This is a genomic window from Rhizobium sp. 01N48 (genome assembly GCF_056399145.1).
This window is the reverse complement of the sequence record NZ_JBFTQT010000009.1, coordinates 78,113-92,411: the sequence shown is the minus strand read 5'-3', so window position 1 is coordinate 92,411 and position 14,299 is coordinate 78,113. Positions and strand designations below refer to the sequence as shown.

Here is a 14,299-nt window from a genome sequence, read left to right as displayed (position 1 = left end):
CAGCGCCCACGTCGACGCAACGAAGAACGTGAAAGGGAGATCACGATGTCGGAGACCCACGGCAAGTTCATCTGGTGCGAATTGATGACGCCCGATACCAAGGGCGCCAAGGATTTCTACACGAAGGTCGTCGGCTGGACGGCGAGCGAAATGACCGTCCCCGGCATGCCGCCCTATAATATCTTCGAGGCCGATGGCGTCGGCCGCGCCGGCATGATGGTCTTTCCCGCCGAGCTCGAAGGCACGGGCATCCCGCCGAACTGGACCGGCTATGTCGCCGTCGACGATGTCGACCGGAGTGCCCGGGATTTCGCCGCCAATGGCGGCTCCGTCCGTCGTCCGCCGGAGGATATCCCAGAGATCGGCCGCTTCGCCGTGGTTGCCGACCCGCATGGCGCCGTGATCTGCATCATGACGCCGGCGCCGATGGAAAGCCCGCCGCCCGAGCCGGCGATGGGCGCCCCCGGCACGCTCGGCTGGAGCGAACTCTACGCCGGCGATGGCGGTGAGGCCTTCACCTTCTACGAAAAGCTCTTCGGCTGGACCAAGGACCATGATTTCGACATGGGCCCGATGGGCGTCTACCGCATCTTCGCCGAACACGGCACGCCTGTCGGCGGCATGATGACGAAGCCTGAGAATGTGCCGATGCCGGCCTGGGCCTATTACTTCAACGTGCCCGCCATCGATTCCGCCATCGAGCGGGTCAAGGCCGGCGGCGGCCAGGTCGTCAACGGTCCGATGGAGGTGCCCGGCGGCAGCTGGGTGATACAGGCGATCGACCCGCAGGGCGCCTTCTTCTGCCTCGTGGCGCCGGCCCGCTGAGGCCTCGCAAGCCCACTTGCAAGCAGCTGAAACACGCTCGAATCGGCCCCGGAAACGGGGCCGCTTTGCTGTGGCCGAATAGCCTCTATCGTTCTATTTTTATTATAATTTTACCGACTAAGCGGTTTTGCGGTTAACCGTTCTTAAACATTTCTGGGTGGATGCATAACCGGCTATATCGGCGCCTATAGGGCAGTATTGCTTTTGTATCTTCGGCGGAATTATTTGGCCTCAGTTTCTCATTGGGGTATTTTGTATGTCTATCGAAGATTCTCGCATCTCTGCCGTTGAAAATGAAAACGCATCGCATGACTTGATCTCCGATATTCATCAGGACGCCCGCCTGCAGACTTCCGCCCGTGATGGCGTCGAGGTCGCACAGGCCGGAACCACTCAGCCGAGCGACCAGCAGGGTGCCCAGTCGACTGAAACGACCGGCCGCTTGCCCGCAGCCCAGGAGACCGCTGCAGCCGCACCGGCAGGCCAGGTTGTCCCGGATCAGAACAACATCGCCCATCTGCCGGCCGGCACCGCCATCGACGATATCCACGTCCGCGGCAACGACCTCGTCCTCGTCCAGGCCGATGGCACCGAGATCGTCATCATCAACGGCGCGCTCCACGTCCCGACCTTCCTGCTCGGCGAAGTCGAGCTTCCCCAGCAGGCCGTGATCGCCGCGCTCGAGCAGAGCAACATCAACGTCGCCGCCGGCCCCGATGGCTCCTATTCCGCCAGCTCCTCGCCCTCGAGCTCCGGCGCCAACTTCCAGGACTCGATCCAGGGCAACGCCGGCGACCCGACGCAGCTCGCTTCGCTGCTGGCGGATACGCAGCAGGCGGACGCGACGCCCGAGCGCACGCCCGATCTGAACGACGATGTGCCGACTGCGCTTGCCAACGCCGTGGTTCTGCTCGACGACAGCTCGCTGCCTGGTGGCAACGGCGAAGCCACGCTCTTGAACACCACTGGCACGCTCGGCTTTCTCTCTGGCGCCGATGGTATCGGCTCCGTTCTGCTGACGGGCGCCGGTCTCGCCAACACAGCTGCCGGTGAAGGCTCCTTCTTCCAGACTGTGGGCGCCGACGGCCGCAGCATCGTGATCTCGCAGGTCCAGCATGGTACGAACGTCACCGTTCTGACCGTCACGCTGAGCGATACCACCTCCGGCATCTACACCATCGTCCAGAACGCCGCGATCCAGCACGCGCTCGGCCAGGGCGAAAACACCCAGGCCTTCACTATCGGGTACCAGGTCAAGGACAAGGACGGCGACGCGGCAAACGGCACACTGACACTGAACGTCAAGGACGACGTCATCGCCTGGAGCCCTTCCGAAGACAGCAATACGACAGTCAACGAGCACAATCTCGGCAACGGCGGCGAAACGCCGGTTCCGCTGCGCGAGGCCGTCTCCTCGTCATCCACGACTGCTTCCGGCGATCTTCACATCTCCTGGGGCGCCGACAACTACGACGTCGAAGGTGCCAATGATGGCGTCGGCCGCTCGCTCGTCTTCGCCTCGACTGAATCCGCGGTCACCTCGGCCCTGCCGCTAACGTCGAACGGCGTCGCGCTAACCTACGCCCTGTCGGAAGACGGCACCACGCTGACTGCAAGCGCAGGCAAGGAAACCATCTTCACGGTCAGCCTCAACGACGATGGCACCGGCAGCTACACCTTCACCCTGCAGGGCCCGCTGGATCATCCGGCCGCCGGCCAGGACAGCCTCGGCATCGGCTTCCATGTCGTCGCGACCGATTCCGACGGCGATCCGGCTAACGTCGACTTCACCGTTTCGGTTACCGACGACGTTCCCACCGCGCTCGGCCAGATCCGCACGCACTATGTCGAAGAAGAAGAACTCGCCGGCGGCAACGAGGACGACCGTCCCGGTCGTGGCTCGCCGGATGCCGATGGCTATTATCCGGGTCGCGGCCACCTCAACCCGACGACCAACGAGACGAGCGGTTCGCTCCACATCTCCTGGGGCTCCGACAACGGCAACGCCGTCGCCAACGGCGGCGTCGGCGGTCTCGGCGACCGTTCGGTTGTTTTTGATGCGGTCGATGGCTCGAAGGTTCTGACCACGGAAGAGGCCTCGGCTCTCTTTACGGTCAAGAGCGGCGAAACGACGCTCGATCTCGGCAGCCTGAAGTCTGGCGGCGAGACGCTTACCTACACGCTGTCGGAGAACGGTACGGTTCTGACCGCCAGCGCCGGCGAAAAGACCATCTTCACCGTAACGCTGACCGACACCGGTGCCGGTGGCTACAGCTTCGTACTGTCTGGCGTCCTTGATCACCCGGTCACGGCATCGGGCGCCCGCAATGAGGACGTCCTCTCGCTCGCCTTCAACGCCGTCGTGCGCGATGCCGATGGCGACCAGATCACCACGCATTTCACCATCGGCGTCATCGACGACAGCCCGATCGTCTCCGCGAACGGCGCCGTGCAGCTTGACGACGGCGCCTTCAAGGGCAACGGCGAACCTACCATCGCCAACACCACAGGCACGCTCGGCCACTCCTACGGTGCCGACGGCGTCGGCTCACTCGTCCTGACGACGGCAGGCTTCGCCGCGTCGGCCTCCGGCGAGGGTTCGTTCTTCCAGACGGTCTCGGAAGACGGCAGCCGCATCGTGATTTCGCAGATCCAGCACGGCACGGTGGTCAACGTTCTGAGCGTCGCGCTCGAAGACACGACTTCCGGCAAGTATACCGTCACCCAGCTGGCCCCCGTCCAGCATGCTGCCGGCAACGGCGAGGCCGACCAGTCGTTCACGATCGGCTACCGCGTCACGGATGGCGACGGCGACACCGCCAATGGCTCGCTGACCATCAACGTCAAGGACGACGTTATCTCTTGGACCAAGTCCGACAGCGCCAGCGTCAACGAAGACGACCTGCGTGGCGGCAACGATGCATGGCCGGAATCCACCAAGGTATCCGGCAATCTCAACATTTCCTGGGGCGCGGACAACTACGACAAGCCGGGCGCCAATGATGGTGCCGGCCGCTCGCTGGTCTTCCCAACGACGGGTGCCGAAAGCCACGCAGGCGTCGTCTCGGCCGTCGACAGCCTCGGCAATGCGATTGCGCTCACCTCCGAGGGGCAGGCGCTGAGCTACCGCCTGACCGATGGCGGCACCAAGCTGGTCGCAACCGCCCACGGCGAAACCATCTTCACCGTCACCATCAGCGATGACGGCACAGGCAAGTATAATTTCGAGCTACAGGGCTCGCTCGACCAGAACGTTCAGGGCGACGACGCGCTGAAGCTAACCTTCCACACGGTTGCGACCGATTCCGACGGCGACCCGAAGAATGTCGATTTCTCGATCTCCGTGGTCGACGACGTGCCGGTGGCGATTGGCCAGATCATCACCCGCTACGTAGAGGAAGAAGCGCTGAAGGGCGGCAACGAGGATACCTCGCCCGGCGTTGATGGCGATTACGAGTTCTTCGGCCACCACGTTGACGTCACCGGCAATTCGGCTGGTGGATCGCTCAACATCTTCTGGGGCTCCGACAGCGCCAACGCCGTGATCAATGGCGGCGTCGGCGGTCTCGGCGATCGCTCCGTGGTCTTCGGTACGGTCGTCGGCTCGACGGATCTGACGAACAGCGAAGCGGCCGCGATTTTCTCGATCAAGAGCGGCAACCAGACGATCTCACCCGCCAACCTGACCTCCGGCGGCGAGCATCTGACCTATACACTGTCGGCCAATGGAACGGTGCTAACCGCCTATGCCGGCAAGGACGTGGTCTTCACTGTCTCGCTCTCAGATACGGGTAGCGGTGGCTACAACTTCGTCCTGTCAGGCACGCTCGACCATCCGGTCAAGGCATCGGGTGCGGGCAATGAAGATGTCCTCTCGCTCTCCTTCAACGCCATCGTCCGCGACAGCGACGGCGACAAGATCACCACCAACTTCACGATCGGCGTCATCGATGACAGCCCGATCGTTTCATCCAACAACACGGTACAGCTCGACGACGATGCACTCCCGGGCGGTAACCCCGGCGGCAACGGCGACGATGCCAATGCCGTCAACGTCACCGGCACGTTGGCTCACTCCTATGGCGCCGATGGTGTCGGCTCGCTCCTGCTGACGGGCGCCGGTTTCGGCACGTCGGTTCGTGGAGAGGGCAACTATTCGCAGTCGGTCAGCGCCGACGGCAAGACGCTCGTCATCTCGCAGATCCAGCACGGCGCCTCGGTGGCCGTCCTGACCATCATGCTCGACGATACGACGTCGGGCAAATACACGGTCGTGCAGAACAACCCGGTCATGCACGACAGCGGCCGCAATGAAAACAACGAGATCTTCACCGTCACCTACCAGGTGAAGGACGGCGACGGCGACACGGCAAACGGCACGCTGACGATCAACGTCGACGACGACACACCGACGGTTTCGAACAACCCCACGGTCAGGCTCGACGACGACGCGCTGGCTGGCGGTAACGCCGGCGGTACGGGCGATGATGTCAATTCGCAGAATGTTACCGGTACGCTGGCCCATTCCTATGGTGCAGACGGCGCCGGCTCGACGCTGCTGACGGGGGCCACTTTCGAGGGCCGCAACTCTGGCGAGGGCAGCTACTCGCAGTCGCTGAGCCAGAACGGCAAGGTCCTGGCGATCTTCCAGGTCCAGGATGGTCATTCCGTGAAAGTTCTGACCATCACGCTCGACGACACGACGTCGGGCAAATATACGGTGGTGCAGAACAACCCGGTCCAGCACGCAACCGGCAACGATGAAAATAATGCAACCTTCACCGTCAACTACCAGGTGAAAGACGACGATGGAGACGCGGCAAACGGCACGCTGACGATCAACGTCGACGACGACACGCCGACCGTCTCCGAAAACGCCACCGTCAAGCTCGACGACGATGCGCTGTCCGGCGGCAATCCTGACGGCGTCGGCGATGACGTGAACGCACAGAACGTCACCGGTACGCTGGCTCATTCCTACGGTGCGGACGGCGCCGGTTCGGTCCTGCTGACGGGCGCCGGCTACGGCACCACGGCTTCTGGAGAGGGCAACTACTCGCAGTCAATCACCAACGGCGGCAAGACGCTCGTCATTTCGCAGATCCAGCACGGCGAAAAGGTCGCCGTCCTGACCGTCACGCTCAGCGACACCACATCAGGCAGCTACACGGTCGTTCAGAACCATGCTGTCATGCATGCGGCCGGCAATGACGAAAACAATGCGACATTCACCATCAACTACCAGGTGAAGGACGGCGATGGCGATCCTGCCAACGGCACGCTGTCCATCATCGTCAACGACGACACGCCGACGGTGTCTGCGAACGCGATGGTCGTTCTCGATGACGACACCTTCCCGGGCGGCAACCCCGGCGGCAACGGCGACACGGAAAATGCTGTAAACGTCACCGGCATCCTGGCGCACTCCTATGGCGCCGACGGCGCGGGCTCTGTTCTTTGGGCAAGCAGCATCGCCAGGATTGATCTTCCCTCGGGCTTCACGACCACGACGTCGACTGATGGCAAGGTCCTGACCGTGACGCAGATGCAGGGCACCACACCCGTTGTTGTTCTGGTTGCAACCATCACCAACACCACGACGGGCGCCTATTCGGTCGAGCAGAAAGCCCCGATCGACCACCGCGGCTCCAATCCCGGTATCGAAGACAATCTCGACTTCAAGCTCAGCTATATCGTCACTGACGGCGATTCCGACAAGGCAACCGGCCAGATCACGATCCGCGTCAACGACGACACACCGACGGTAGCAGCCAATGACGTCGTCAAGCTCGACGACGACGCCCTGAACGGCGGCAATGCTGGCGGGACGGGCGACGATGTCGACGCTGCAAACGTCAAGGGTATCCTGGCGCACTCCTACGGCGCAGATGGCGCCGGCTCGCTGCTCCTGACCGGCGCCGGCCTTGCGACGACAGCTTCGACCGAAGGCGCTTTCTCGCAGTCCCTGTCGAGCGACGGCAAGACGCTTGTCATCTCGCAGATCCAGCACGGCAGCGCCGTCACGGTTCTCACCGTCACGCTCGAAGACACGACGTCGGGCAAGTACACGGTGACGCAGAACCATGCGATCCAGCACGCTGCGGGTTCCGACGAAAACAACCAGACCTTCGAGATCAGCTATAATGTGAAGGACGGCGATGGCGATGTTGCTGGCGGCAAGCTGACGATCAGCGTCAATGACGACACCCCGACCATCGTGTCTCCGACGCTCGGCCACGCCGCCGAAGTCGGCTCCTCGCAGATCCTTGCCAACGGCACCTTCGAGCAGAACAGCCTTGCGACCGGCCAGAACGGCGTGGTCGAAGACGGCAGAGGCAACTACAGCTACAGCGCCCCGACCGGCTGGACCATCACCGGCGGCGTCGGCGGCCTGTTCGCACCGGCAACATCGATCGTTTCGGCTGAAGGTCACGATGGCGGCAACGTCGTCTGGCTGCGCGAAGGTGCAACGCTTGCCAGGGACACCGGCACGACGCTCGCCACGGGCCAAGTCTACTCGCTGCACTTCGACGTCGGCAACCGCGCCGACCAGGATTTTGGCGGCGGCATCGCCAAGCTGATCGCCACCAATGGCAACCAGACGGTCGTGCTCTCGCAGATCAGCCTGACGGAACCGGCCGACGGCAAGTGGGGTTCGATCGACCTGAACTCGCCCGTCATCGGCAGTGACTATGCCGGCTGGCAGCTGCGCGTTGAAATCACCCAGACGAGCGGCACTGGCAACCAGATCCTCATCGATGACGTCGAGCTGCGCCAGTTCACGCCGTCGGTCGCGACCGGCTCGCTCGGCATCAGCTGGGGTGCTGACAACAATGTCGACCTGCGCGGCGTCACCTTCGATACCCAGCAGCCGACGGGCCTGACCTCGAACGGCGATGCGATCCACTACACGCTCTCCGCCAACAACACGGTTCTGACGGCGATCTCCGCCGATGGCCGCACCATCTTCACGGTGGAGCTGTCGAAGGTGACGGGAGAATACAAGCTCACGCTTCTCGACACGCTCGATCATCAATCGGTGCCGCAGGGCGGCCTGCAGTTCGCCTTCACCGCGACCGACGCCGATGGCGATCCGGCTTCGAGCCACTTTGCGGTGGCTGTCGCCGACGACAAGCCGGTCGTATCCAACCCCACCGGTATCGCGCCGGGCGTATCCAACGCCGGCGTTGATGAAAGCGGCATCGTGGCAGCCGGTGGCCAGCCGGCAGGCACCAATGCCGGCCACGACAACGTCGCGACCGGTAACCTGTTGGTCAACTTCGGCGCAGACGGCTTCGGCTCCACGGCCTTCTCCGGCAAGTTCGATGTTCCGAACGGCAAGAGCGGTTCGCTGATTGCCGGCGGCGGGACCGCCGATAGCGGGCTCACCTCCGATGGTCGCACCGTCTTCTTCAGCCTCTCGGCCGACGCGCACACGATCGAAGGCCGCACCGCAAGCGGCGAAGTCATCCTGCGCGCCGTTCTCAACCAGGGCGACGCCGGCTGGAAGGTCACGCTGCTTGGCAATATCGACCACCAGCCGGGCGACTCCGGCCGTGGCGAAGGCCAGTCGCTGAACTTCACCGTTGTCGCTACCGATGGTGACGGCGACAGCGTCAACCTGACGCTCTCCACCCGCATCAACGACGACAAGCCCGTCATCGCGGCGCCTGCAGACACCGGCCACCTCGCCGAAAGCGGCCTGCCGTTCGTGTCTGTCGATGCCGGTTCGCTGCACGTCAATCTCGGCGCCGACAACAAGGCAACCCATGTCGAGATCGGTCTCGGCCCCGATGGCAAGCCCGTCATCAATGCCGGCCTGACCTCCGACGGCGTCGCGCTCGACTACCTCGTTCGTCCGACCAATGGCGGCGACCAGGAAATCGTTGCCTTCAAGCACGGTGACAGCGCCGACAACCCGGTCTTCATCATCGCCGTCGTTCGCGAAGGCAGCTTCGCGGCAACGCTTTACCAGAACCTCGACCACGCGCCGGGCAGCGACACGCTGACGCTCAACCTCGTCGCTCGCGTCTATGACGGCGACGGCGATTACGTCGATCAGAAGTTCTCGGTCGCAGTGGCCGACAGCCAGCCGACCATCACCGGCCCGCTGCAGAACGTGAACCTGCTGTCCAACGGCGACTTCACCGGCGGCACCTGGGCGCACGCCGAAAGCTGGGGCGCATGGGCGACCGAATCCACCGGCTGGAAGATCGAGGGCACCGCTCCCGGCCAGACCGGCGTTCAGCTCGAAAAGATCGTCGGAACCTACTTCGGTCTCGCCTCGTCCAACGGCCACCCGATGGTCGATCTCGGTGCCTCGCCGGGTAACGTCTCGATCTCGCAGAGCGTGACGGGCCTGACCGCCGGTGACAAGTACACGATCAGCTTCGAAGTTGGCTCTTCGGACTACAAATCGGCGGCGCTCGAGGTTCATTGGAACGACAAGGTCTACACCATTCCGGTGACCGGCCAGATGACGACAGTCACCTTCGATGTGACGGCCAATGGCGGCGCAAACACGCTGACCTTCAAGGAAGTCGGCAAGGCAGATGACAACACCGGCACCTATCTTGCCAATATCAGCCTGACGCATGGCGCAGCCGTTCCGGTCTTCACCGGTACGACCGTCGAAGACAGCGGCGAGATCAAGTTCAACCTGCATGCAGGCACGGACTTCAATTTCGGCGCCGACGAAAAGGGGTCCGTGGACTTCGACAAGTCGCATGTCACGATCTCCACGCCATCGGGCACGACGATCACACTCCCTGAGACCGCTTACAGCTACGATCAGAAGACCGGCGTCTTCACGATCAACCCCGGCTACAGCTTCGACGGCCTGAGCGCCGGCGAAGTCGCCAAGATCACCATCCCGTTCACCGTCACCGATGGCGACGGCGACAGCAAGTCGGCTGTTTACCAGCTGACGGTGACAGGCACGAACGACGCCGTCAGAAGCTCCGAGGGATTCCCGGAAACCGGCACGATCACCGAGTATCAGGCGACCGACGCCCGCGCCGGCTCGACCGGGGATCGCACCGTGTTCGACGCGCCTGCTGGCCATGCCGGCTATAATGGCGGCGGCTTCTGGATTTATGATGATCAGGGAGACAAGCACAGCGTGACGGTGACCGCCGGCGGGACCGGCTATCTCGGCACGCTGGTCGCTTCCGTCGGCGAGGAAACAGCCAATGACGGCGTCGGCTGGGTCGATTGGAAGTATCACGTCAACGACGCGACGCTGAACAAGCTCGCCGAAGGCGAGACCCGCACGGAAGTCTTCCACGTCACGGTCGATGACGGCCATGGCACGATGACGACCCGCGACATCACCGTCACGCTGGTCGGCACCAACGATAAGCCGGTCTTCGACATCACCGGAAACGTCGCGGCAGCGGTCACCGAGGATACGAGCCCGACGGCAACGGGCACGATCAACTTCACCGATGCCGACCTGATCGACACCCATGCCGCGACCGTAACGGCGCCGCAGGGCCCGACCTACGGCACCTTCACGCTCGGCGCCGTGACCGAAGCCGCCACGACGGAAGGCGGCAGCGTCGGCTGGACCTATACGCTGAACAGCTCGGCGCAGGCGCTGGCGGCAAATGAAACCCACGTCGAGACGTATACTGTCAAGATCGACGACGGCCATGGCGGCGTGATCAGCAAGGACGTACTCGTCACCATCACCGGCACCAACGATGCGCCGGTTGCCTCCGCCGATGTCGTCAACGTCAACGAGGATGCGACCGCCTCCGCGTCTGCCTTGACGGGAGTTCTCGCCAACGACACGGATGTCGATAACGGCGATAAGGCGGCTCTCGTGGTCAGCGCCGTCGGTGCAGGCACGTCCAATGCCGCATTGACCAGCATCACCTCCGTTGCTGCGGTGGTCATCCATGGCACCTACGGCGATCTCAGCATCAAGTCCGATGGCAGCTACAGCTATTCGCCGAACAACGGCGAAGCGCAGAAGCTGGCGCAAGGCGCGACTGCCGATGACGTCTTCACCTACACCGCAAAGGACCCCAGCGGCGCGACATCGAGCTCTACGCTGACATTCCACATCACCGGCACCAACGACGCGCCGACAGCCGTCGCCAATGTGGTCAACGTCACCGAGGACACCACGTATGCCGCCCTTGACCGCGCGGCCGGCGTGCTTGGCAACGACACCGACGTCGACAACGGCGAAACCGCAAAGCTTGTCGTGAGCGCGGTTGCTCCCGGCACGGCCGGCACCTTCGCCAGTGTCGCCTCCGACGTCGCGTTGATCGTCCACGGTACCTACGGCAATCTCAGCATCAAGTCCGATGGCAGCTACAGCTATTCGCCGAACAACGGCGAAGCGCAGAAGCTGGCTCAGGGCGCCACCGCCGATGACGTCTTCACCTACAAGGCGAAGGATCTTTCCGGTGCGGAATCCAGCTCGACGCTGACCTTCCACATCACCGGCACTGACGATCCGGCCGTCATCACGGGCGACGTCAACGGCTCCGTCACGGAAGCGAACGGCATTAATGCAGGTATTCCGGTTGCGACGGGCAATCTCCAGTTGACGGATGTCGACAACCCTGCCGACGTCTGGAAGCCCGTCACCGATGCCAAGGCGACCGCCTATGGCAGCTTCACGATCGACGACAAGGGCAATTGGCACTACCAGCTCGACAACGGCAACCCCGCGGTCAATGCGCTCAACAACGGCCAGCATCTGAGCGATAGCTTCACAGTGTACTCGCTGAACGGAGCGTCTCAGACTGTAAACATCCGGATCGACGGCGCGACCGATGTCTCGTTGCTTTCGGTGGTGGAGTCTGTGCCGACGACCGGTCGTTACGCATTCGCCGACAACAGCGATCTGCCGAACGTCATCAACTTCGCGGTATCGTCATTGTTCTCGGGTGGGAGCGGTCAGCTCAGCTATGCGTTCGAGAAGGTTTCTGCGACCGACTCCGACGATTGGCTCAACAAGGGCGTGACCGTCACTGGCAATCCGCGTGAATGGAACTTGGATGGCATCTTCCTTGATTCCGATGGCGATGCTGGCCTTTACGTCTACCGGGTCACGGCGACGGACAGCACCGGCGCGACGCAAACCAACTACGTCGCCTTCAACGCTATCGCCAGCTACGGCGAGGCGATCACCGTCACCAACAATGCCAGCGGCAACGGCAACAATAAAAACTCCTATGCCTACGCAAACAGCGACTTTGGGGATCTGATCACGATCGACCCCCATGCTCCTGACAAGACGCTCTCTGCCGGTGGCGGCCACGACGTCGTGATCGGCAATAGCGACGGCAACACCATCGACGGTGGTTCGGGCGATGATGCCATCTATGGCATGGCCGGCAATGACACGCTCTACGGCGGGTCGGGTGACGACTTCATCGACGGTGGTGACGGCAACGACACGATCGAAGGGGATTCGGGTGACGACGTTCTGCTTGGCGGCGCCGGCAACGACACGTTCAACTACACCATCGGCGATGGCAAGGACATCGTGGTTGGCGGAACAGGCACGGATACGCTAGCGATCACCGGAACCTCTTCCAACGATACCCTTGATGTCATCGTCTCCGGCGGCGTGATCACGCAGTTCGAAGGCGGTACGGTAAGCGGTGTCGAGATCGTGACAGCCAATCTTGGAAACGGCTCCGACACGCTGAGCTATGCCGGAACGACCGAAGCGATCACCATTGATCTGGCCGCAGGCACGGCGACCGGTTTCAACTCGATCTCCGGCATCGAAAACTTCGTCGGCGGTTCCAACACCGGCGACACGCTGAGGGTTGCTGGCGGTTTCATCAACACGAGCGACAGCCAGATCACCAGCATCGAAAACATCACCATGACATCCAGCGGCACGCTCGATGTCTCCAGGCAGTCGGAAAGCCTGACGATCAACGGCACGAGCGGCGTCGACAACATCTTTGCCGGCAAGGGCGGCGGTACGATCAATACCGGTTCGGGCGGTGGCAGCGTCGTCATCGATGCGACCAACGTCACCGGCAAGACCTGGGACATCAACCTCGGGCTGGATCGCGCCGCCGATACGATCGTGTTCAAGCACGGCAGCGTAGGCAGCGGCGACAATGCCATCGCAAACGTCTCGAACTTCGACGTCAGTGTTGATAAAATCGTGATCAAGGTAGACGACGCCGTTGTTACGGATGGCGCATTCGCACCGAACGTCGCGAACAATGCGAACGTCGTCGGCAAGGAGATCATTGCGATTACCGCGAACGTGACCGACTTCACGGCTGACGGCGCGAACGGACTTGTCGAACAGGCCGTGGCGGGAGCCATCGGCAAGATCGGGATCGGGACCTATACCGTGGTCGTTTATGGCGCAGCCGGAGCTGCGATCTATTCGATGTCGGTCACTAACAACGAGAGCGGAAACAACGGCAATCTCGTTGCGAGCGACTTCAGCATCGAACACGTCATGACACTTGCGGGCGTGGCTGTAGGAAGCCTGACGGCCAACAATTTCGCGAAGTTGCCGAATGGTATCGACCCCATCATCCTCGACCTCGACCACAACGGCATTGCCCTCACCACCCTCGAGCACGGCGTCTCCTTCGACATCAATGCCGATGGTCACCAGGACAAGATCGCCTGGACGGCGGGCACCGATGGCATCTTGGCTTATGACGTGGATGGCAACGGCAAGATCGACAATGGCAGCGAGATCTTCTCGCCGCACTTTGCCGGCGGCAATTATGTCGATGGTCTTCAGGCGCTGACAACGCTCGACAGCAACCACGATGGCAAGATCGATGCCAATGACGAGGCCTTCTCGAAGCTCACCATCTGGCAGGACCTGAACCACAATGGCATCAGCGATGCCGGCGAGCTTTCGAGCCTTGCCGATCACCAGATCGCCAGCCTGTCGCTCGATGCGCATGCTTCCGACAGCGCCATCAACGGTCAGGCGATCCTGGCCGATGGCAGCTACACGCTGACGGATGGCTCCACCGGCCACTTCGTCGAGGTTGCCTTCGATGCCACGCTCGGCAGTGCCGACGACAACCATGCCTACTCGCTGATCGGCAGCGATGGCGACGACGTTCTCTCGGGCGCCGGCGGCATGTATACGCTGACGGGTGGAGCGGGCGCCGATACCTTCGTGCTCGATGCCGACGCGCTTTCGGATGTGAAGATCGCCGACGTGATCACCGACTACAAGGCAGGCGAGGGCGACACGCTTGATGTGTCGAAGCTGCTCGACAGCCTGCTCGGCCACCAGGCCACCGAAGCCGAGGCGCTATCGAGCGTCAAGACGACGGTCCAGGGTGCCGACACGGTGGTCAGCGTCAACGCCAATGGCGGCTGGCACGACGTGGCGGTTCTCCAGAACACCACGGAAGCGGTCAAGATCCTGTTCGACGACAAGCACGACACCACCACCGCGCCGCATGTCGGCTAAGGGGTGACCGACAGGCGGAATGCTCCGCCTGACATGACA

Annotated in this window: 2 protein-coding genes; both read left to right on the top strand. The window is 62.6% G+C overall.

The features are described 5' to 3' along the window. The first annotated feature begins 45 nt into the window (after positions 1–45). Complete coding sequence (locus tag AC1DOG_RS17730; RefSeq protein WP_477929839.1) at positions 46–825, top strand: VOC family protein; 780 nt, start codon at positions 46–48, stop codon at positions 823–825. A gap of 256 nt (positions 826–1,081) precedes the next feature. Then, positions 1,082–14,260, top strand: a complete 13,179-nt coding sequence (locus AC1DOG_RS17725; RefSeq protein ID WP_477929837.1) for a T1SS-143 repeat domain-containing protein — start codon at positions 1,082–1,084, stop codon at positions 14,258–14,260. Positions 14,261–14,299 lie beyond the last annotated feature (39 nt).

Coding starts and splice junctions, on each gene's coding strand:
- AC1DOG_RS17730 (WP_477929839.1), top strand. CDS start 46: ATGTCGGAGACCCACGGCAAGTTCATCTGGTGCGAATTGATGACGCCC.
- AC1DOG_RS17725 (WP_477929837.1), top strand. CDS start 1,082: ATGTCTATCGAAGATTCTCGCATCTCTGCCGTTGAAAATGAAAACGCA.